Here is a 20968-nt window from a genome sequence, read left to right as displayed (position 1 = left end):
TTTCTTTTCTACGGTTGACCATCATGCCGCCCTACCCGACGTCGATGAGACAGGGCCGGACAGGCGCTCTTCAGCCCACTTATCCAGATCGATGACGTCGTAGAGCGGGATGCGGCCAGCGTACCTCATTGCAGGGCCGCCGCCGACTGTAGCCATCTTGTTGAGAGTATTGAGCGCGATCGGGATTCCGTGCTTCTCGAGCAGGTAGGCCGGCACTTCTGCGCGCCGAAGCCTCGGGCGTTCGGTGGTAACTGTCACTTAACCTTCTCCTTAATTCGTCATAGCATTCGGTGCTATGATTGTATTAAGAGGTAAAACCGTGGTTAGGTCAAGCTCAACCTAGCACTATGTGATATGATTGCAGGAAGTATTTGAAAATGAAGCGGGAAAAATCGAAGGTCAAAGACTATGACCAGTTCCAACTGCGCTTGCCGCCTGGAATGCGAGATCGAATCAAGATGAAGGCGGAACAAGCTGGCATGTCTATGAACGAGGCTATAGTCTGGTGCCTCGAAAAACACTTCCCGGCTGAAGTGACGCTAGAAGAAAAGCTCCTTGAGCTGGCCAACATGGTCTCGATGCTGAAGGACTCAAAAGATACCCCGGCAGGCGTCGATTATCTGATTCAGGAAATTGAGGAGACGGTTCGCAACTTAGGTCACGGCGTCGACCCCAAGTTCAAATCCATGGTCGATGAGCGCCTGCAGTATTGGCAGGATCTTGAGATGGACAATTGGCGAGAGAGAAACGAAAGCCCATTCCACGAGGAACCGCCGTACTTGGGTGACGACCCGTTCAACCTCCCAGACGATATCCCTTATGAGCACAAAAAGGACTAGGCCCGCCTCGGCAAATCGATCACCTTCGCAGACTTGCCGGTCATCATCCGCTCGACCTCACCTGAAACCTTGTTGGCTGCCGCTATCAATACCGTATCCAGATGATGCACATAGCGCTGGGTTACGTTCCCAGCCGCATGGCCAAGCAGAGCCGATATCGTGATCTCGGTGAACCCTAGGTCGCCAGCCACGGAGGCGTAGCTGTGGCGCAAAGTGTGGGACGTGACGCCAGATATCCCCGCCGCTTCCGTAACGCGCTCCATAGCCGTGTCTAGCGCCGTGTAATACCCTTCCTCTTTTCGAGGGGACGGCAAGACATGCGGATTGCCGGGAATGCGCTCAAGCGATTTCAGAACGTCGAAGACGGGTCTTCCCACTGGACGAACGCTCTCGCCTGTCTTGCTGTCACCAAGCCTGAAGCAACTGCCAGCCTCGTCCACTTCACTCCATTTTAGAGCGGCTATCTCCTGGAGACGGAAGCCCGTGAGCAGGAAAAGCTTGATACCGGCCACCGCTTGCCAAGGCTCACCCTGTGACGCGTCCAGCGCCTTGCCGAGTGACAAATACTCGTCAGCGGTCAACCGTCGCGTGCGCCTTCCTACGGCGGGTTTCTGAATGCCGCGGGCAACATTGTGAGGAACGATTCCCTCGGACGCCGCATAGGTTAGGATTGCACTCATGAGCGTGACGGCTTGCGATGCGGTACCGGCTCCACCTTGCACGATGGCCCTCCCCCGTAGCTTTTCGGTCTTCTCGTTCAGCGCCGTCTTCCCCACGGTGACATCTCGCATCATCTTGACGACATCAGCGGTGGTCAGATCCTGCACAAGTTTGTTGCCGAGAAGCGGGATTATGTGACGGTTCGCCCTTCCCCTATCCACATACAGCGTTGACGACTTCTTTGGCTTGCCGCGCTTCCCGAAGATCAGACCTTTGTCGGCCGCCGCGAAATAGGTGTCGCAGAGGTCTTTGACAGTAAGCGACTTCCGGCGTGTGGCTCGGTCCTGCTGCGGGTCTTCCCCGCGCGCCACATCGCCTAGGACAGTCTTGGCTTGCTTCCTGGCCTCCTCGACTGTGAGGGCGCCGTGGCTGCCGATCTTGAAGCGCCTCGTCTGCTTCCCTGCCCTGTACTGCGCGACATAGGTTTTCTTGCCAGTCGGCCATACGCGAACGCCGAAGCCAGCCAGTTCATCGTCCCATTCGAAATAGTCTTTGTCCCTCGGCTGGAGAGCGTCTATCGTTCGTTTCGTGAGCTTTGACATACCGAAACCTCACCGCAGCAGGAAGCGCATAGGAAGCAGCAGGAAGCAAATTGCGGTAAACTCGATCCCAACCGTTGTAATCGCAGAAAGCCATTACCTTCTGATATTGATAACAAAATCGCATTGGGGTAAACAAGAGGAAGCAACGTAAAATAGTTTACCGCTGCATTCCGATTCCAAAGGTCACAGGTTCGAATCCTGTCGGGTGCGCCATTTTCTTCTACATACCCAAGAGCGTGGGGCTCGATAGCGAGCTATTTGCGCGGGTTTTGTTCGGCAGTCCGCACAGAAATGCATCTCCGCGTGAAATCGCCACGATCTGACGGAAGCCGCCCCAGACTTGGGACGACTCTGCCTTAGCCACGCTGGTCTCACCGCAGTTTTATCTGCTTCCGATAAGAGGCACTATCGACAGCATTCCTGACCGCGAAATGGCGTCAGTCAATATATCTTTTCGCCGTAGCTCTGAGCCTCTCAGAATGATCGTAAATCTGATCCAGACTGTCGATAATCAACCGCTCTTCTGCTTCACCGTCAAAGAGACCAATATATTTGATGGACCGATTGAAATGCAGGCGTGCCAGAGGTTTTCGATTGTTATTGTCGATCAAGATGCCGCAGTAGGATTTCTGATCCCGCATCACGACACGGCTCGAGCTGATAGTATCCCGCACGATTGCCTTAACGACCATATAGCCTTCACGCTCTTCCTCGGTCGTGACGATCTCAGGCTCGTCTTCGACGGGAGCATCAATCTTTTCGATAACTTCTTCGGTATCCGCGAGCGCACTCGAAAGGCGGCTTTTCACTGTGTCCATAATAACTTCTCGAAAAGCAGTCCGGACTACCCCAGTCAGCATTTCGCGAACCTGAGCGGTCATGCGGCCATCGTAGACGCCTGCAGAGGCAATCCGTACAAACTCTTCTGACGGTTCTTCGATCAGCTTCGATATCACCTGCTTTATTCCAGAAGTATATTTTAGGCGTTCAGCCGTCGCGAGGATAGCATCCACATCGAATGAGGATTTTTCGAATTTGCGTAACTCGTTAACGATACCGGAATTGAAATCGGTGACATCAAATACGAAAAACGGGCGGGTGTCCAATTTATTGGGCGCCTCAAGGTCGGTATAAAAATTGAAAGTTCGACCATTCGTTAAAATCGCAAACTTCGCATTTGTCACGCTGAAGTAGCGATATAGCTGATCAAGGTGCTTTTTATCCAGCGCTACCGAGATCGGTTTGCATTCAATCAGAATGCGTACTTCATTTTCAATTTTGATCGCGTAGTCGACCTTCTCGCCCTTCTTTCCCACGGCATCAGCAGTGAACTCCGGAACGACCTCAGAAGGATCGAACACATCGTAGCCAAGTGAGCGCAGAAAGGGCAGAACCACGGCTGTTTTCACAGCTTCCTCTGTTGCCATGGTGCTGGAATGCGATTTCACGCGCTCAGCAATTGCGCGCAAGCTCTCTTCGATCGTGCTCATGTTTCCCCCTGTCGCACCATAATCAAGATAGAGTTGCCGAACAGTTCGACTACGTCAATCTAGGATTGTCACCAATTTGATGATTTGCTTAATGCCGCGAGGGAAGCAATGGTTTAGCGCAAACGATTTTAATTGCGCCGCTTGTTTCCTGAAAGTCGGCGGAGATATCCCCACCGACTTTCCTGCAAGCAACCAGCCTCGCTTAAAACTCCTGCCAGTCGTCCTTTGACGTATCCACGGCCGCATTGCCCGCGAAGGCGGATGCGATCTTGCGGCCGAGCGCGCGCACGGGGGATGCTACCGGCCTGTCGTTGCCGCCGGCATTGCGAACCGGCGCGGGCTGGCTCTTCTGCTGATAGGCAACGTCGGCAAGCCTGAACTGCGACAGCAGCTGGTTCAGCGACGCGACCTCCTTGGCGAGGTTATGGCTTGCGGCATTGGTTTCCTCCACCATCGCCGCATTTTTCTGCGTGTCCTGATCCATCTGGTTGACGGCCGTATTGATCTGCTGGAGGCCGGAGGACTGCTCCTGTGCGGATTCCACGATGGAGACGACGTGCCGGTTGATCTCCTGCACTTCCGAGACGATGGTCGTCAGCGCCTTGCCGGTGTCACCCACCAGCTGAACACCCTGCTGCACCTGATCGTTCGAGGTGTTGATCAGCGCCTTGATTTCCTTGGCGGCACTGGCTGAGCGCTGCGCAAGCTCGCGCACTTCCTGCGCCACCACGGCAAAGCCCTTGCCCGCTTCACCCGCACGCGCCGCTTCCACACCGGCATTCAAGGCCAGAAGGTTGGTCTGGAAGGCGATCTCATCGATCACGCCGATGATATTGCTGATCTCATTGGCGGATTTGGCGATCTGTTCCATGGCGACCACGGCGCGGCGCACCACTTCACCGGATTGTTCGGCGCCCGCCTTGGCGCGGCTGACGATCTGGCCGGCCTCCTGGGCGCGCCGGGTGGAATCGCGCACCGTGGTGGTGATCTCTTCCAGGGCGGCGGCGGTTTCTTCCACGGCGGCCGCCTGCTGTTCCGTGCGCTTGGCCAGATCGTCAGCGGCCGATTTGATCTCGTTTGCGCCGGCACCGATGCCGCCGGCATTCTGTGCAACCCTGGTCAGCGCCCCCTGCAGCTTTTCAGCCGACATGTTGAAGTCGTTGCGAACGCCATCCAGCGTCGCCGTGAACGGCTGGCCGATACGGTAGGAAACATCGCCTTCGGACAGTTTCGAGAGGCCGGCTGCGAGATTGTCGACGGCGAATTTGACGTCGGCCGCTTCATTTGCCTTCTGCCGCTCACGCTCGATGCGGTCTTTTTCCGACAGGCTGCGATTGGCTTCCGTCTCCTGCTCGAGGCGAATGCGCTCGATCGCATTTTCGCGGAACACCTGAACGGCTTGCGCCATCTGGCCGACTTCGTCTCCGCGTCCCGTGCCGTCGATTTCCGCCGCCGTCTCGCCGCCGGCAAGCGATACCATGCGCTCGCGCAGACGGGCGATCGGCGTGGTGATACCACGCGACGCCACGAAAATCGCCAGAATGACGCCGATGGAGAAAACAAATCCAATCACGGCAAGTGATGTCAGGATCGTCGAATTGGTCTCCGCCGTCAGCTCGCCACTTCCCTTCGCAACGCCCTTGACCAGCTTTTCCAGCAGCGCCGCCAAATTGTCAGCGGTCGGACGAATGGAGGCATCGGCCATCAGCATCTGAGCTGCCGCGTCCTCGTTGCGATTGGCCAGGCCTAGTTCGACCGCCTTGTCCGTGATTGCGGTAATCTCCTGCGACTTTGCAAGAAACCCGTCAATGGCAGTCGTCTCCTCCGGAAATGCCGCCTTCACATTGTTAAGGCGCATCACCAGCAGCCGCTTGCTTTCGGTGTAGAAATCCCGTGCGACCTTGATATCCGGCCCGGCCGCGTCATAGGCCATGACCTGATAGGCGCCATAAGCGACTGCGGCGAGATTTCGGTTGGCGCGCGCAAGTTCCACCAGAGCGGCGTTGTCGTTGGCGATGAAGAATGAATAGGCCGTATCCGCTTCCTTGTAGCGGTTGGACATGAATGCGGTTGCGCCAAGGCCAACGACGCAGAGCGGCAGAATAAGCGACAGGATTTTGGTGCGGATGCTGGTATTTTGAAGAAAGGACACGGTGAAACCTCACGTCAACGAAAGCCGCTCCTTCCCCGTGCCGGAGGTGTTCGGCAAGACTGACATTGCACGTCGAACGCCTTGATCATCAAGGCTTCACGAGACGCATCATCGGCTCGGGCCGCAATTTGCATCATGCCTGCATCCGCGAAGGGTGATGCCTGTTCCTCAGATATCGACAGGTTACCATTCGTGAGACGCGGGCGGCCCGCCAGCGAGCGGGCGCGCCGGACCACATTTCGAGAAAAATGGAAAGGGGCTGATTTTCGGATGCCGGCTGCCATTTCTTGTCTGGTAAAATGATTATAGTCAAAAACTTTACAATTCCTTCAAGTCCGTGCGGTCAGCAAAATATAAGATAGGAAAGCAGCAACAGAGCTTTTGCAGCCTGCCTCGCCAAACAAAGTCGGTGCCTGCAGCACGCATCCCCTGCCGTCCGTCACCTCATGCGCTTCGGGCAAAAGACCGTGCTTTCGCATCACCGCCCAGCGCCGAAAGACGGCGGCCAATGCCGCAAGACCAGCCATCACGGAACCGCGGATTGCGGGCGCTGCCAAATATGAGCCGTATGGCGCATATTCCAACCAACATCAGCTGTGACGAACAGCCTGCGAAGGTTGCTGCGAAAGAGGTTTCGTCACCATTGCCTCGTCCCCACCGCTTCGCGCCGGTGTCGGCCCCGTCTCATCCTCGACAAGGCTGGCATTGGCCTGCAAATGCAGGCCCATCACGGCAACGATGAGGAAAAACCAGACGAAGCCGGTGCTGAGGAAGAACAGCGTTTCGAGAAAACCGTAGAGCAGCACATATAACCAGACACCGACATAAAGCCTCGTCAGCGGGCTGTTGCGCGTGGCGTCATCCATTTTGCCGAGATAATGGAGCGGCAGCAGATAAATCCACGTCAGCACCAGCACCAGCCCCGGCACGCCGCCGGCAAGCAGAAGGTCGAAATAACCATTATGCGAATCCGGCGCGGTCGTCGCCCAGGTATTGTTCTCGGTGAAACTCGACATCAACGCATCGCTGCGCCAGAAGGCCTGATAACCGTATCCGACAAGCGGGCTCTGGCGAATATAATCGATGGCAACGGTCCAGATATCGGTTCGGCCGGTGAAACTGGGATCGATCCCCAATTTCGTCAGCATCTGCGAAAAAACCGGATCGACTGTCGTGCCGACGATGACGATCGCGAAAGTTACCAGAAGCAGGGTCACGACCGCATAGCGCCATCGGGGCCAACGCACGATGAACCAGCCGGTCGCAACAATGATCGGCATCAGGCCAAGCGCCGTCTTGCCACCCGACTTGACCAGAAAGATCAGCGACAGAAACAGAACCACCAGCCCGCCGAAAAAGGACCAGCGTTTGTAAAGATAGATTGCGACGATGATCAGTACCGACATGACCGAGGCCGCTTCGTTCTTGTGGCGGAACACCCCTCGCCAGTTACCGGCCAGAAGCGGCTCCAGCGCATCGCTCGCCAGATGGATCGACCGCGAAGGCAGAAAGGCGACGCCGAAATAGCACAGGAACAGGATGATCAGCGAGCAGACGGCAAGCAGCGAGGTGAAATGCCGCTCGGTGCGGGGCAATTGCAGGAAACCGCCGGCAAGCACGCAGATGATGGCGCACATCACAAGCCGCCGCAGCGAAAACAGCGGCGCTTCGCCCACCAGCGAGGTGAAAACAAACCAGCCGAAAATCGCCGCCATCAGCAGGCGCGGCATGAAGAGAATGGAGAAAGACCGTTCCTTCGCCATGAACGCCAGGAAACTGAAAAACAGAATGATCGCGGTCAGCTGGTTCAGCAGGCTGGACCCGGCCGCCATGGCGGAGCCCAGATAGGTGGAGGAAAGTGAGATATAGGGCGAAAAACCGACCGTGAAAAAAAGGAAGGTCACATAAAACAATGCGTCCCGCCAATAGCCACGCCCCTGTCCGTCGTCCGCTGCATCCATAAGGGGTTTTTCTCTTCCTTTTTCCACGTCAGCACACATCGTATCCGATGCTTCATCCCCGTCACAGGAATATCCTGCAAAAATCCTATTTTTTAGTTATGCATAATGCACGGAAGAATAGTAATTCCGTCTTTTTCTTCTGTGATGAAGAGATAGACCCGCTGACAGAGAAATGGAGCCCAATTCTGGAGGTTAGTTTGGGAAGTGATGGGATTTTCGCCGGGAAAAAAATTTGCGAATTCATATCAAATATTTGATTTTATTAATATCTGAATGAAATATACCCTCGAATAAATTACTTCCATCTGCGCAACATAGGAGCCATTTCGGAGTATTGAGGGTATGGCCCAAGGCTCTCTTTAGCGTATATTAACAACTCAAGATGTACCCTTGAGTTGATTTCATAATTGCGCATAAGGCTGGAGACATAAGGTGGACGTTCCGAGACACACCAACATGGACGATGGCGATAGCGGTCAATCGACACGGTACCCGGCAAAGCCCGGAACGGCCGGCATTCGCCCCATGCGCAAGGACGATGTCGAGGCGGTCGAGGCAGTGCTCAACAGCGCTTTCAAGAAGACCGGGCGTGAGAGAAACTTCGATTTCCGCTCCTATGTCGAGACATTGTTTTTCAGCAGCCCCGCCTTTGATCCGGAATACGGCAGTGTCGTCTACGATGCGGGGGAGAACAGGGTCACAAGCGTCATCCTCGCGGTCCCCATGCGGTTCATCGCGAATGGAAAAGCCATTACCGCCAGATTATTATGCGCTTTCGCATCGGATGGGAAACTCGGCTCGCTTGGGGCTGCCCGCCTGTCTCGCAGCATGCGCGCAACGAAACATGACATGCTGTTTTCGGACACGGCCTCCCCCGTCAGCGCCGATCACTGGGTCACGACCGGCGGCACCATGATGCCGATCGAAAGCCTGCAATGGCACAAGGCTCTCAAGCCCTTCTGCACGATTGCGCTGCGTATGCCGCGACGCTCGAAACTGGCCAAGACCACCCTTGCCCTGTCGGCGCTTGGATTTGTCGACGGCATCCTGCGATCATGGAAAAAAGGCCTGAGGCCGCATCGGGTCGCCGGCGCCAGGGTAAGAACCGTGGATTTCGAGACATTCCGCCGCAAGGCGCTGACGATGATCGAGCGGTTTTCCATTCGTCCGGAATGGTCTCACGAGGAGTTCCACTGGCTGATAGAGATGAGCAGGGCCAATGAGAGCCTCGGTGAACTGAAAAGCCTGACGATCGAGACCGCCGAAGGCCATGTCATGGGCGCCGCCCTGTTTTTTGGCCAGCCGGGACGAACCGCCTATGTGCTCAACCTCGTCTGCGATGCCGGTCGTGAAAACGATGTGCTCAACACCCTGTTCCACCATTTCGACGACGAGAATTACGCCCACGTCACCGGCATGTCGCAGCCCTTTCTCATAAACGCGCTATACCGCCAGAACCATATGAGCTTTCGCCATGACGGATATTTCTGCATGGCAACCCGGGATGAGGCGCTTAGGGACCGGGCGATTGCCGGCGACATCTATATTGGCGGGCTGTGCTCGGAAAGCTGGAGCAAGCTGATAACCGACTATTGAGCCGCCCCTTCGCCATTGACGCAGAAGGCAGGCCGCAGCGTTTTACGCTTTGGTGAAACGCTGGACATTCGCCGAAATCAGGTGGCGCAGAGCCTTCGCATAACGTTTGGAGCGCGTCTTGGCCGCCAGCGCGCTGGTCCAGTCCACCATCGAGCCGTTGATATCGAAGTCTCCCAGCTGTCCTTCGGGAACGTCGCCCTTTTCGATACGCTCGACGATCGACCCCAGCGCCGCGTAAAATTCCGGCGAGCGATAGGGCGGATGCAACGAATACATGCCCTTTCCCGTGCCGAGAAAATCCAGCCGGTGCACGCCCACGCGCATCATGTTGGTGCTCAGCACCTCTTCGGCGGGCATCGACACCGGCTGCTGATTATAAGCATAGGAGCGGATACGCCGCTTGGCATCGGGCCGCAGCAGTTCCAGAGAGCCGATCCGCTTGGCGAAGCGGTCCATGTCGATCATGAAAAGCCGCGTGGAGACGGTGGCGAAACGCCATGTGGGAATGCGCGATGGCAGCTTGCGCGGCTCTGGAATATTCCTCACCCCCGGCATGCCGACATGGCGGGAAATATCAAGATCGCCGCGCACCGTCGGCGGTCCGGAAAACGGCGTGATGCAAAGGGCATCCGGGTTGGCCTTCTGCAGGGCAACGGCCTCTTCGAACCAGTTCTGGCTGCCGCCGCCAAACATCATGTCGCTGTCCATATGCAGCACATAACGGGCATTGGCACGTTTCAGCCCGTAGAAATACACATGAAACGGCCCCCCATCGAAGGCCTTGGCCGGATAGGGGATCGGCGAGCGCGAAAAGAAGGTCTTTGCCACCAGGTTGCGCGCCGCATCGCTGTAATCAACCACATCCACATGCAGATGCGGATAATTGGTCTGCATTTCCTCCAGCATGTCGAAAAGGCGTTTGCTGGCCGCATCAAAACCATTGCCCTTGTAACGGCCTGCCCCGACCTGCCCGGTATCAACAGTCAGAAGAATGCGGTCCACCTGACCGCCCCAGACCCGCAGCTGATGCGGCAGGGTAAGGGCCGCATGCGGCGCATCGAAGGGATGCAGGTTGATCTGCAGCGCTTTCCGTACGGGAGGAAGCGACGTTTCAGCACTCATGCTCATGCACCACGGTTCCGGAATTCGTTGATGACGGCCATCATCGGTTTTTCGTTGAAGCTCCAGTCCAGCGGCAGCGGCCGGTTGGCCGTACCGTCCCGGCGCGGATAGGCCCAGCGGATCCAGCTATATTGGTCCGAAATACCCCATGTCGTGATCGAGGAAAGCCCGCCACCCGCCGAGGCCGCTTCAAGAAAATCGCGGACCTGGCCGTTGATCAGCATATCGCGCTCAGCCTCCGGGCCGGGCAGCGTCTGGTCCATCACATCCAGCTCCGTCACCAGAACGGCAAGGCCGTAGCTGCGCATTTCCGTGGCAAAGGCGGCAAGCTCATCCTTGGCGATCGGCCAGCCGCCACGCAGATGCCCCTGCAGGCCGATGGCGTTGATCGGCGCGCCCTTCTCAAGCAGTTCGAGAATGAGGTTGCGGAAGGCCGCGCGTTTGGCCGGTGATTTTTCGACTGCGAATTCCACATCATATTCGTTGAGAACAAGCTGCGCCTTCGGATCGACCGCATGGGCAATATCGAAGGCCTTCTTGATGGCGTCCGACCCTGCGCCATAATACCAGGCATCACGCCGCGCGCGCACATTGCCCGGCACATCGGGGATAGGCTCGTTGACCACGTCCCAGCTGTGGATCACGTCCTTATAACGCTCCATCACCTTGACGATGTGGGTCTCCATCAGCTTCTCGACCTTGCCGCTGCCGCCGACACTCGCAAGCCAGGGCGCGTTGGAGGCATACCAGATCAGCGGATGGCCGTGCATGGAAAGCTTGTGCTGGCGCGCAAAGTTGGCGATTGCATCCGCGGCGGCGAAATCGAACACGTCAGCGGAAGGCCGCATGACCTCCCATTTCATTTCGGTAACCGGGGTGATGCGCGAGCAATATTTGACAACAGCCTCGCCAATGCGGCTATCGGCATTAAGATCCGGCAGGTAAACCGCCGCACCATAAGGGGCGGTCTTGACCGGCGTCTTCTTCTGCGCGGCAAGGGCCGGGCCGGCCATGGCATGCAACAGGCCGGCACTCGCCGCACCGCCCAGAAAATTCCGCCGCCCGATCCGCATTCACCCGCCTCCGCAACCCACACATTAACGTCCGAAAGGACGCAACCGCGCTCTAATTCTCAAAACATAACATCTCGATCATGCCAAAAGGATATTAAAGATTTGCAAGGTTAACCGACGCTATACCACGTCATAATTGGCGAGGCCCGCTTAATCCGGTAGTAACTTCGCTGTGCGAATTCTTGGCCCACCCTTATGGAGTTGAAAACCTTGGTTTCCGTTTCGATTGTCATCCCCGTTCGCAACGGCGAGCGTTACATCGTGGAAGCGATCGAAAGCGTCCTGCTTCAGGGCGAGACCGTCCGCGAGGTGCTGGTGGTCGATGACGGCTCCACCGATACCACCGCGCAAAAGGTGGAAGGTTTTTCCGATCCGCGTGTCAAACTGCTCGCCCGGCCGCAGGGAAGGCAGGGCGTTTCCGCCGTGCGCAATTTCGGCCTGTCGCAGGCGCGCGGCGAATGGACGATGTTCCTCGATGCCGACGACCGTCTGAAGCCCGGCGCCATCGCCGCCCTTTGCGCCGGTATCTCCGGCCCTGACGTCGTTGCCGTCTATGGCGACTACGAGCGCATCGACGAAAACGGCGTCAAGATCGGCCGGCGCAATCTCATCCGCCGCCGTGAAAAGCCTGACGGTTTCATCCTCCAGCCGCTGCTGGGCGGGAACTTCATCGTCAATGGCGGCATCATGCTGGTCAGGACCCGGATCTTTCAGGATTTCGGCGGTTTCGACGAGACATTGCGTTATGCGGAAGACTGGTATGGCTGGTGTAGGCTCGCCGCCGCCGGCCGCTTTGTCTATCTGCCCGGCTGCCATGTGCTCGATTACCGGGTGCACCGCACGAGCGTGATGATGAACCGGCTTTTGACCTTTCAGGACTGCGAGCCGGCCATCGAGGCAGTGTTTTCCGACCCCGCCATCGTCACCGCCATTTCCCCGCAGGAACTGCGGCGGCTTCGCCACAAATCCGAAAACCACATGAACGCCTATACCGTGGCGCAGGCTTTTCGCGCCCGCCGCTACCGTGAGGCTTTCTCCGCGCTTGCCGATACGTTTCTCAATCGCCCACGCCAGAGCCTCCGGGCCATCGTTTTTTCCGCCGCAGCGCTTGCCGGTATTTAGGAGTTTCCATGCCCGAGATCATGCCGGAAGCGGTGGTGTGCATTCCCAGTTTCCGCCGGCCCGAAGGCCTGCGAAAGACGCTTTTGTCGCTCGCAGCCCAGAAGGTCGATTTTCCCTTCGCAGTCGTCGTGGTCGACAATGATGGCGCAGGCCAGCAGGGCCTTGCCGTCGCACGCGCATTTTTTGGCGAAAGCGGCATGGCCGGGCAGGCTCTGGTGGAGCCGACGCAGGGCAATTGTTACGCCATCAATACCGCCTTCCGCACCGCCCGGCAGAGCTACCCTTCCGCTCAGTGGTTCCTGATGATCGATGACGACGAGGCCGCCTCCACCGTCTGGCTCGCCGAGATGGTGTCGGCGGCCAAGTCCTTCGGCGTCGATATCGTCGGCGGGCCGGTCAACCGTGAATTCGACGCGCCCGCGCCAAAGGCGGTTCTGTCGCATCCGCTGTTCGGCTCCATCGAAGCGCCGACCGGTCCCGTCGAGCAGATCCACGGATCGGGTAACTGCCTGATTTCGCGGAAAGTTTTCGAAAGCTTGCCGAAACCGGAATTCGACGTGCGGTTCAATTTCCTCGGCGGCGGCGATATGGATTTCTTCACCCGCTGCCGCAAGGCCGGTTTCAAATTCGCCTGGAGCGCTCAAGCCCTCATCATCGAATATGTGCCGGAAAACCGCATGGCGCCGCGCTGGATCATGGAGCGCTCGCTCAGAACCGGTATCATCAATTACAGCATCGACCGCGCTCGCCGTCCCGGCCTCAAGGGCGGACTGCTGCTTGCGGCCAAAAATATCGTCAGCCTGGGCCTGTCGCTTATCCGCGCCGTTGCCGCTTTCCTGAAAACCGGAGCGCTGCTGCCCGCCACCCATCCGCCGCTAATGTCCATCGGCCGCGTGATGGCGAGCCTCGGCATCACGCTCACGCCCTATAAGGCGCCGGTGAAAAAGGCCTGATACCCCTGATTACGGGTGCCAGTGTCAGCCCAGCGTTTTTTCCCTGCCCAGCGAAATCGTATTCATGCGCTTCTGGAAACCGAGGGAGGAAAAGACGGCTGCAAGGATGAGAAGCGGAACCAAAACCGGCCAGAAGAAACAAAGAACGATACCGGTCACCCGATAAAAATCCCAATCCCTGTCGCGGCGGGCGCCTTCAATATAGGTCATGGCGAGAGAGGTAACGGTGCCAATCCCATAAACAAAAAGAGAAATGGACGTAATGACCATTGCTGCCCTCAAATATCTCTGATTCGAATAAATTTATAATATTTCCCCAGTGTAACGCCGTTGCGCCCAGTTGCAACGAATTTCAGCGGCGAGACGCATTGTTTCAATACGTTAGGGTGATCTCATATAGATTGGCGAGCGCGGCTTTCAAAAAAACCGCTGAACAGTCAAAACTGAGAATGGCAAAACCGAGGACGGCGAAACTGCCGTTTTCCTCTCCGCCTTGTCAGCGTCCCGAAGCCCGGTAGCTGTGTTTCAGAAGCGAATATATAGCGATCGGATTGGTCAGCAGGTAACGTTTGCCGAGACGTCTCGGCTCAAGCATCGCCCGGTAGAGCCATTCCAGCCCCATATCCTGCATCCATTGCGGTGCGCGGCTGTTCTTGCCGGCGAGAAAATCAAACAGGCCACCGCAGGTCTTGACCACGGCAATGCCGGAAAGCCTGTCCAGATTGCGCGAAACGAAGCGTTGCTCCAGCGGAATGCCGAAACCGACCCAGAGAATATCGGTCTGCGATGCGACGACATCGGCCAGGATCGCCTCTTCTTCGTCCCGGCTGAAATAACCGTTGCGCCGCCCGGAAAAAACCAGACGCGGATAAAGCCTCTGCATTTCCTCGACTGCGGCGCGGTTGACCTCTTCGGAGCCACCGAGGAAATAAAACCGCGCACCCGTCTCTTCGGCCCGGCGGGCAACCGCGTGGACGAGATCCGTCGTTGCGACGCGTTCGCGCAGCGCACTCGGGCAGAACTTGCGGGAAAAGATTACCAGGGACATGCCGTCGGCGTGAATCTGGTCCGCCTGCCGCAGCATGGCGTCAAATTCCCTGTCGTGATGGCAGAGCGCGATGACCTGACCGTTCGCCGAGGTTGAATAGAACGGCCTTGCGCCGGCAGCGCGCACGCGCACCGACCGCAGGATGAAATCCTCAGCCGTTTCTTCAATCGTCACGTCAGTGATGGGTAAAGCCGCAAGCGGAATGACGGGCCAGGTCTTGTTCGGCCCTTTCGCATCCGGCATTTCGCTCCCTGTCATAATCTGTCCGGTGTCCAAGATAGGCATCGTTTCATTGTTATAGTCACACATATGCTTAGAGTATAAGGCTTCAAACACTACGAAGAACTATCATTAATATTTTTATAAACCCGCCGCTTGAAGCCGACAATTTACACGCCCGCAGGTTGAGACCGCTCTTTCCGCCTATTCCGGTTTGCCCACCGATGGGTTAAGGAACCGCGAACCCACACCACAGAAAAGGTCAAGGCCATGGAAACTATCTCGATCGACAACCGCGGCGATTTCGGCCTCTGGGCAATAGAACGGGCAAAGGAAATCGTCGCCAACGAAGCGTCCGATCTCGCCGTTTCGGTGCGCGACGGCGACGAGGCCGGCATTCGGGATGCGGGCAATGCGCTGGGTGCCGCCATCGCCGCTGCCCTACTCGAAGTTTATGACGGTCTGACGTCGGAAGAATAAGCGCCGCGGGTCAGCCCCGTCAGGCGTAGCGCGCAGCAATTTCATCGTGGTCGTTGCGGCGCAGATAACCCCAGAGCCCGAGCGCCACGGCAATGCCGAGACCAAGGAAAAGACCGCCTGCGCCACCTGCAATCAGGAAGGTCAGCTTGCCCGGAGGCCAGCTTCTGGAATTGGGCGCAACGGGCTGCGAAATCACCCGCACGTTGGTGGAATCGATCGACTGCTGTTCGGCAAGCTGGCGCGAGCGGGTGAGATAGGTCTCGTAGATCGCGGCGGCCGAATTGGCGTCGCGCTCCAGATCCCTGAGCCGCACCTGCGCCTCGTTGTCGGTGAAGACGTTGGCGCGTTCCGCTACCGCCTTCAATCTGAGGGCATCAAGCGAGGAGCGGGCCTCGGCGACATTGGTCTTGGCCGCCTGCAGGATGCGCCGCGCTTCATCCGCCATGCCGCGTTCCAGCATGGCGCGCTCCGCCCCTGCGGTTGCCAGGCGCGGATGCCGCGCACCATAGGTCAGCGTCATCGCGCCGATCTGCTGCTGCAGGGTGCTATATTGCGCACGGATGGTGTTCATGGTCTGGCTATCGAAGATGGCGTCGCTCTGCGTGCGGTTCTGGGCGATCGCCGCTTCCATCTGCTTCAGGCGTGATTCTTCCTGAATGACGCGCTGCTGTGCCGCAAGAACCTGCGCATTCAGTTCGCCGGAGGCGAGATTGCTGACCAGCTGGCCGTTATTTTCCTGCAACCCGTTTTCACGACGGAAATCCGCCACCCGTTTTTCGGCAACGGTCACGTTCTCGCGCATTTCCTCAAGCCGCTTTTTGAGATCGTCGACAACGCGCTGGCTGCTGTCGGAGGTCGTCTGGAACAACTCGCTTTCAAAGGCTTTGACGATGGCCTTGGAAACCGCCACGGATTTTTCCGCGTCGTTGGTCCAGACCGAAAGCGTCACCACGAAGGAGCGCGGATCGCGTTCCGCCGCTACCCGGTCGCCGAGGGAACGGAGCGCGCCGACCCGGTTGTCGCCATCTTCCGGCTTGGACGAAAACATCGCCTTCAGCCGGGCAAGCGGCGGCGGATTGATGAATTCGCCGTCCTGATCGAGCTTCAGCTCATCCACCACCCGTGCCAGCACGTTGCGCGAGGTGATGGTGCGCAGCTTGCTTTCCACTTCGAGGATCTGGGTGTCGCGCTGCTGGCTCGGCGAAAACACGCCGTCATTGACGACGTTGAGATTGGAGGGATTAACGACGATATCCGTATAGGCGGTGTAACGCGGCGGCGTCATGGAAGCATAGGTAAGCGCGGCGGCGACGCAGAGAATGATCGCCAGCACGATCCAGGCGATGCCGTTCCGCAGCCAGATGATGACATCGTCCACACCGATCCTGTCGATATGTTTCAGGCCCGGCAGTGCGGTCGCCAGACTACCGGTCGGCGAGGATGGTTTCACCGGCTTCTCGGCCGGGGTCGGCTCGGCGGCGACGACCGGTTTCGGCTCCAGATGCTCTTTCAGCACCGTGCGTTCGAAAACCTCGTCCTCATCCACCAGATCGTCCAGCAGGGAACCGTGGGGTCTGGCGGCGGGCGTCGTTTTTTCATCAAGCGGACGTGCCTGCTTATGTCCCGCCTTTTGAAGCCTGTACATTAGCCAATCCAACTCGAATGAACCACAAAAAGGCCGGCAACATATGGTTTCCATCGTCGCCAGAGCCGCTATCGACAGACAAGTTTAAATATGACGGGTGAATTTTAGGTTACCCGCTTCATCCAAGCCATCATCGCCCATTCGTGGCCGCCATGAAAGAGATGATTGACCTGAATGGATCAATACGGTTCTTTCAGCCGTTATATTTTTATATTATCCATTTGAACCTCAAAGATTTTATCGAAACGGAGTTTGGCATGAGCCTGAAATTTGGAACGAGCGGCCTTCGTGGTCTCTCTGTCGATCTGAAAGGAAAAGCCTCGGCCGTCTATGCGACGGCATTTGCAAGGCACCTTCTCACATCGGGTCAGGCAAAGGCCGGCGACCCCATTCTTGTGGCCCGCGATTTCCGCGACTCGAGCCCGGATGTTTCCGCCACCTGTATCGCCGCCCTGAAAAAGGCCGGTCTCACCCCGCTCGATTGCGGCACAGTGCCGACACCGGCTCTGGCGCTTTACGGCCTGTCGCTGAAGGCAGGCGCGCTGATGATCACCGGCTCGCATATTCCGGCCGACCGCAACGGCATCAAATTCTATCGCCCGGACGGCGAAATCGACAAGCAGGATGAAACGGCAATCGCCGCCCTTGCAGTCGAAGTCGAAGCGGAAGGCATCAGCGACGAGGCCGCGACGGCGGACGACCATTCCGCAATCGCAGCCGAACTGTTTTACGAACGCAACATCGCGCTGCTGCCGGAAAAGGCGCTGTCGGGCCTCAAGATCGGCGTTTATCAGCACAGCACCGTGGCGCGCGATCTCTTCGTCAACGTGCTCGCCCATTATGGCGCTGATGTCGTGCCGCTCGGCCGTTCCGAAACCTTCATCCCTGTTGATACCGAGGCGGTTTCGCCGGAAACGCTGGCGCTTCTTAGGGAATGGGCACCGCAGCAGAGGCTCGATGCCATCGTTTCCGCTGATGGCGACGGCGACCGCCCGCTGCTTGCCGATGAAAACGGCGTGCCGCTGCGCGGCGACCTGATCGGGCTTATCACCGCGAATTTCCTCGATGCCGGCGTGGTCGTCACCCCCGTTACCTCCAATTCCGGCATTGAAGCCAGCGGTTCCTTCGAGGTCGTCCGCACCAGGGTCGGCTCGCCTTTCGTCATCGCCGGCATGGCAGAGGCGCTTGCCGCCGGCAGAAACGGCGTCATGGGCTTCGAGGCCAATGGCGGCCTGCTGACCGCTTCCGCCTTCACCCTCAACGGCAGGGCAGTTTCGCCGCTGCCGACGCGTGACAGCTTCCTGCCGGTTCTCGCCGTGCTGCTTCTGTCGGCCGAGCAGAAAAAGCCGCTGTCGGAGATCGCCGCCGCCTATAATCTGCCGGTCGCCGCCGCCGACCGTCTGGAGAATTTCGCCCAGGAAAAAAGCGCCGCCCTGATGACGCATCTGCGCGCTTCGCGCGACAATCTTGAGGCTTTCCTCGCCCCGGTCGGCAAGGTCAAGACGCTCAGCGACATCGACGGCCTGCGCGTGGCGCTCACCGACGGCAGCACCATCCACTTCCGCCCTTCCGGCAACGCGCCCGAAATGCGCTGCTACGTCGAAGCCGCCAATCAGGACGAAGCCGAAACGCTGCTGAACAAGGGGCTCGATCTCATCCGCAATTTTGGATGAGTGGATGGCGCATGCGGGATGATATAAGCTGAACGCATGAAGAGAACGGACGCGATCAGAAAACTCAGGCGACACGCCCATGCGGTGAAAAGCATGGGCGCAACGTCGCTCTATCTTTTTGGATCGACGGCCCGCGATGAAGCCCTTGGCTCGAGCGATCTGGACATCTTCATCGACTATGATCCGGACCGCCGTTTCTCATTGCTCGATCTCGTCGGTATCAAGCAGTTTCTGGAAGAAGAGTTGGCGGTGGAAGTGGACGTGACGACACGCAACAGCCTCCACCCGCTGCTTCGCAATGACATCGAACAATCCGCAGTCCGGATATTTTGATGATTAAACGCAGGGTCGGACCAGTTCTCTCCGAAATTCTGGAGGCCATAAACGGCATTGAGACCCACACCGCAGGCCTGTCACTTGCTGATTTCCAGCAGAATTGGCTCCTCAAGCTTGCTGTACAGCGCGCCTTGGAGATCGTTTCCGAGGCGTCACGGCACATTCCGGAGGACTTGCTGGACCTCGCACCGGACATTCCATGGAAACAAATTCGCGGGATCGGCAATATTCTCCGCCATGAATACCACAAGATCGCGGACGATGTGGTTTGGGCCGTGGTTACCGAACATGTTGCACCACTCAAAATCGCCGTTCAGGCTATTCAACGATCCATCAGATCCGAAAACTGAGGGGTCTATTGGCACAATGTCCCAAATGTCGCATCCCGCCTTTCCCTGTTGCTCTTCCCGCTTGAGAAAGCGATAAGGACCGCAGGGCCAGAAGAGGCGGACGATGAGCGGCGAGACCACTACCCTTTATGAAGCGATCGGCGGCGATGCGACCGTCAAGGCCCTGACCCGGCGCTTTTATGAATTGATGGACACCCTGCCGGAGGCGGCGCATTGCCGTGCCATTCACCCGGCCGATCTTTCCGGCAGCGAAGCGAAGTTTTACGATTATCTGACGGGATATCTTGGCGGACCGCCCGTCTATGTCGAGAAACACGGCCATCCAATGTTGCGCCGCCGCCATTTCGTCGCGCCCATCGGCCCTGCCGAGCGGGACGAATGGCTGCTCTGCTTCCGCCGCGCCATGGACGAGACCATCGAGAACCCGAAGCTGCGCGAGATCATCTGGGCGCCGGTGGAGCGGCTGGCTTTTCACATGCAGAACCAGGAGGCGGACAGCCCATGAGCAATTCAAGCGTGAGCAACGGAAGTTCGACAGGCGCAACAGTGCCGCGCGAACGGCTGCGATCCTTCATTTTGCTGCTGGGCGGTTTGCTCGGGGCTGCGGGCGTCATGCTTGCTGCCGCCGCCACGCATACCGGCGAGACCTATATGCTGGGCAATGCCTCGGCCATGGCGCTGGCGCATGCGCCGGTGCTGGTGGCGCTCAATATCGGTGCGGACCGTATCAGGACCGCCATTCCGGCAGGCCTGATCCTCGGGCTTGGCACCGCGATCTTTGTCGGTGATCTCGTCACAAGGCATTTTTCCGGCTACAGCCTGTTTCCCTTCGCCGCCCCCACGGGCGGCCTTGGCATGATTGCCGGATGGCTCGTGCTCTGCGCCGGGGCGTTTTTGAAGCCGAAAGGCTGATCGACCTTAACGCCGCGTCCAGCGAAATGACAGGATGTTGCGGCCGCCTTCAGCCGCTTCGCCGAGCGCGAAAGACGGCGTTTCGCCGGGTTGGCGGGCGCGTAGATGGGGAAAGGTCACCACATTGCTGTCGGCGGCCGCCGCACGGTTGCGCCGCTCCCGTTCGCCGACGATCTCATACATGTCCGTCAGGGCCGGATCGGCGGCATGTTCGGCCATCTTGTGCAGTTCCACGCGGCAGGCTTCTGCTGCCGCGGGCTCATCATCATGGAAATTATTGCGCTCGTCGCTCATCGCTGGAGGTCCGTTCATTCATGGTCTGCAGCGCCCGCTCCAGACTGGATTTGCTGCCATTGCGCAGCGGAATGAACGTCTTGCCGAATTTCTTGCAACCCGACTTCACCCGCAGACACGCATCGTGGCTGATACAGTCGATCGGGCAGAAAACGCAGTCGACGGAGGGGAGAACGGTATCGATGCGCGACACCGCTTCACGCAGGCCGCCATCGTGGTGGATCAGCTCGGCGCCGAAATTGCTGGCGATCTGGCGAAGATGCGCAACCTGACAGTCACGGCCGCCGACATAAAGAAAGCTTTTCGGGCCGGAAGGCTGCTGTGCGACCACGTCCCTTTCAGGTTGTGGCGCGCCAATACCCTGCTTGCCGCCGCGTCCGACCTTCTTCTTTTCCTTGCGTGCCATTCCCTCACCTGCCGGTTGATTTTTCATGCCCCGGA

21 protein-coding genes and 1 pseudogene are annotated in these 20968 nt (G+C 58.0%); 10 read left to right on the top strand and 12 right to left on the bottom strand.

Annotated elements, in window-relative coordinates; all coding sequences use genetic code 11:
• Window positions 1-21 precede the first annotated feature (21 nt).
• Window positions 22-258 carry a hypothetical protein gene (locus FCH38_RS06795; protein ID WP_174373278.1) on the bottom strand — a complete coding sequence of 79 codons (237 nt, stop codon included), beginning with the start codon at window positions 256-258 and terminating at the stop codon, window positions 22-24.
• 119 nt (window positions 259-377) lie between these two features.
• On the opposite strand from FCH38_RS06795, the gene FCH38_RS06790 reads away from it, so the two are divergent.
• Window positions 378-839, top strand: a complete 462-nt coding sequence (locus FCH38_RS06790; RefSeq protein WP_174373277.1) for an Arc family DNA-binding protein — start codon at window positions 378-380, stop codon at window positions 837-839.
• Here the strand turns inward: FCH38_RS06790 and FCH38_RS06785 are convergent.
• The 4 genes from FCH38_RS06785 to uppW form a co-directional block, all read right to left on the bottom strand.
• Window positions 836-2101 (bottom strand): tyrosine-type recombinase/integrase, encoded by a 1266-nt coding sequence (locus FCH38_RS06785; RefSeq protein ID WP_174373276.1) that lies wholly within the window; start codon window positions 2099-2101, stop codon window positions 836-838. The two genes, FCH38_RS06790 and FCH38_RS06785, sit on opposite strands and share 4 nt — an antisense overlap.
• Before the next feature lie 437 nt (window positions 2102-2538).
• The gene (locus FCH38_RS06780) at window positions 2539-3591 is read right to left on the bottom strand and encodes a type I restriction endonuclease (protein WP_174373275.1); all 1053 of its coding nucleotides are present in this window, start codon (window positions 3589-3591) and stop codon (window positions 2539-2541) included.
• A gap of 202 nt (window positions 3592-3793) precedes the next feature.
• Window positions 3794-5743: a methyl-accepting chemotaxis protein gene (locus FCH38_RS06775; protein ID WP_174373274.1), complete on the bottom strand. Its 1950-nt coding sequence runs from the start codon at window positions 5741-5743 to the stop codon at window positions 3794-3796.
• A gap of 590 nt (window positions 5744-6333) precedes the next feature.
• On the bottom strand, window positions 6334-7704 hold the full coding sequence (uppW, locus tag FCH38_RS06770; protein WP_236776572.1) for a Wzy-type polysaccharide biosynthesis protein UppW: 1371 nt from the start codon (window positions 7702-7704) through the stop codon (window positions 6334-6336).
• Window positions 7705-8229: 525 nt separating this feature from the next.
• Here uppW and FCH38_RS06765 point away from each other — a divergent pair.
• Complete coding sequence (locus FCH38_RS06765) at window positions 8230-9300, top strand: GNAT family N-acetyltransferase (protein ID WP_174373644.1); 1071 nt, start codon at window positions 8230-8232, stop codon at window positions 9298-9300.
• A 42-nt stretch (window positions 9301-9342) separates the two neighbouring features.
• Here FCH38_RS06765 and uppG read toward each other — a convergent pair whose 3' ends face one another.
• Together uppG and uppI are read right to left on the bottom strand one after the other, a co-directional pair.
• On the bottom strand, window positions 9343-10422 hold the full coding sequence (gene uppG / locus FCH38_RS06760; RefSeq protein WP_174373643.1) for a polysaccharide biosynthesis glycosyltransferase UppG: 1080 nt from the start codon (window positions 10420-10422) through the stop codon (window positions 9343-9345).
• Window positions 10423-10424: 2 nt separating this feature from the next.
• On the bottom strand, window positions 10425-11495 hold the full coding sequence (gene uppI, locus FCH38_RS06755; protein ID WP_153516532.1) for a polysaccharide biosynthesis UDP-hexose transferase UppI: 1071 nt from the start codon (window positions 11493-11495) through the stop codon (window positions 10425-10427).
• 210 nt (window positions 11496-11705) lie between these two features.
• Between uppI and uppH the strand changes: the two genes are divergently transcribed.
• A complete protein-coding gene (gene uppH / locus FCH38_RS06750) occupies window positions 11706-12617 on the top strand; it encodes a polysaccharide biosynthesis endo-1,4-beta-xylanase UppH (protein WP_236776571.1) in 912 nt (303 codons plus the stop codon).
• Window positions 12618-12625: 8 nt separating this feature from the next.
• Window positions 12626-13570: a polysaccharide biosynthesis UDP-hexose transferase UppJ gene (gene uppJ, locus FCH38_RS06745; RefSeq protein WP_174373271.1), complete on the top strand. Its 945-nt coding sequence runs from the start codon at window positions 12626-12628 to the stop codon at window positions 13568-13570.
• Window positions 13571-13594: 24 nt separating this feature from the next.
• On the opposite strand, the gene FCH38_RS06740 is transcribed toward uppJ, so the two are convergent.
• Window positions 13595-13840 (bottom strand): hypothetical protein, encoded by a 246-nt coding sequence (locus FCH38_RS06740; RefSeq protein WP_149899931.1) that lies wholly within the window; start codon window positions 13838-13840, stop codon window positions 13595-13597.
• Window positions 13841-14066: 226 nt separating this feature from the next.
• Entirely contained in the window at window positions 14067-14861 is a 795-nt protein-coding gene (uppL, locus tag FCH38_RS06735) for a polysaccharide biosynthesis UDP-hexose transferase UppL (RefSeq protein WP_174373642.1), read from the bottom strand.
• Between the two features lie 246 nt (window positions 14862-15107).
• On the opposite strand from uppL, the gene FCH38_RS06730 reads away from it, so the two are divergent.
• The gene (locus FCH38_RS06730) at window positions 15108-15317 is read left to right on the top strand and encodes a hypothetical protein (RefSeq protein WP_174373270.1); all 210 of its coding nucleotides are present in this window, start codon (window positions 15108-15110) and stop codon (window positions 15315-15317) included.
• A 19-nt stretch (window positions 15318-15336) separates the two neighbouring features.
• Here FCH38_RS06730 and uppM read toward each other — a convergent pair whose 3' ends face one another.
• A complete protein-coding gene (uppM, locus tag FCH38_RS06725) occupies window positions 15337-16962 on the bottom strand; it encodes a polysaccharide biosynthesis protein UppM (RefSeq protein ID WP_174373269.1) in 1626 nt (541 codons plus the stop codon).
• A gap of 257 nt (window positions 16963-17219) precedes the next feature.
• On the opposite strand from uppM, the gene uppO reads away from it, so the two are divergent.
• The 5 genes from uppO to FCH38_RS06700 all read left to right on the top strand — a co-directional run bounded on the left by uppO (window position 17220) and on the right by FCH38_RS06700 (window position 20233).
• On the top strand, window positions 17220-18635 hold the full coding sequence (gene uppO / locus FCH38_RS06720; RefSeq protein WP_174373268.1) for a polysaccharide biosynthesis phosphomannomutase UppO: 1416 nt from the start codon (window positions 17220-17222) through the stop codon (window positions 18633-18635).
• A 36-nt stretch (window positions 18636-18671) separates the two neighbouring features.
• Window positions 18672-18968 carry a nucleotidyltransferase family protein gene (locus tag FCH38_RS06715; RefSeq protein ID WP_149899929.1) on the top strand — a complete coding sequence of 99 codons (297 nt, stop codon included), beginning with the start codon at window positions 18672-18674 and terminating at the stop codon, window positions 18966-18968.
• The gene (locus tag FCH38_RS06710) at window positions 18968-19321 is read left to right on the top strand and encodes a DUF86 domain-containing protein (protein ID WP_149899928.1); all 354 of its coding nucleotides are present in this window, start codon (window positions 18968-18970) and stop codon (window positions 19319-19321) included. Before FCH38_RS06715 ends, FCH38_RS06710 begins: the two co-directional genes overlap by 1 nt.
• A 103-nt stretch (window positions 19322-19424) precedes the next feature.
• Window positions 19425-19826, top strand: coding sequence for a group II truncated hemoglobin (locus tag FCH38_RS06705; RefSeq protein WP_149899927.1), 402 nt, complete (start codon window positions 19425-19427; stop codon window positions 19824-19826).
• The gene (locus tag FCH38_RS06700) at window positions 19823-20233 is read left to right on the top strand and encodes a DUF423 domain-containing protein (RefSeq protein WP_210267129.1); all 411 of its coding nucleotides are present in this window, start codon (window positions 19823-19825) and stop codon (window positions 20231-20233) included. The genes FCH38_RS06705 and FCH38_RS06700 overlap by 4 nt, the downstream gene beginning before the upstream one ends.
• A gap of 6 nt (window positions 20234-20239) precedes the next feature.
• On the opposite strand, the gene FCH38_RS06695 is transcribed toward FCH38_RS06700, so the two are convergent.
• On the bottom strand, window positions 20240-20527 hold the full coding sequence (locus FCH38_RS06695; protein WP_174373267.1) for a hypothetical protein: 288 nt from the start codon (window positions 20525-20527) through the stop codon (window positions 20240-20242).
• Window positions 20508-20831: pseudogene (locus FCH38_RS06690) on the bottom strand (DUF2325 domain-containing protein); the annotation flags it as partial. The pseudogene FCH38_RS06690 and the gene FCH38_RS06695, both read right to left, overlap by 20 nt.
• Between the last annotated feature and the right edge of the window lie 137 nt (window positions 20832-20968).

Origin of the sequence: Agrobacterium tumefaciens (genome assembly GCF_013337285.1) — a bacterium.
In the GTDB taxonomy this organism is placed as follows: domain Bacteria; phylum Pseudomonadota; class Alphaproteobacteria; order Rhizobiales; family Rhizobiaceae; genus Agrobacterium; species Agrobacterium burrii.
This window is presented reverse-complemented; position numbering and strand designations above follow the sequence as displayed.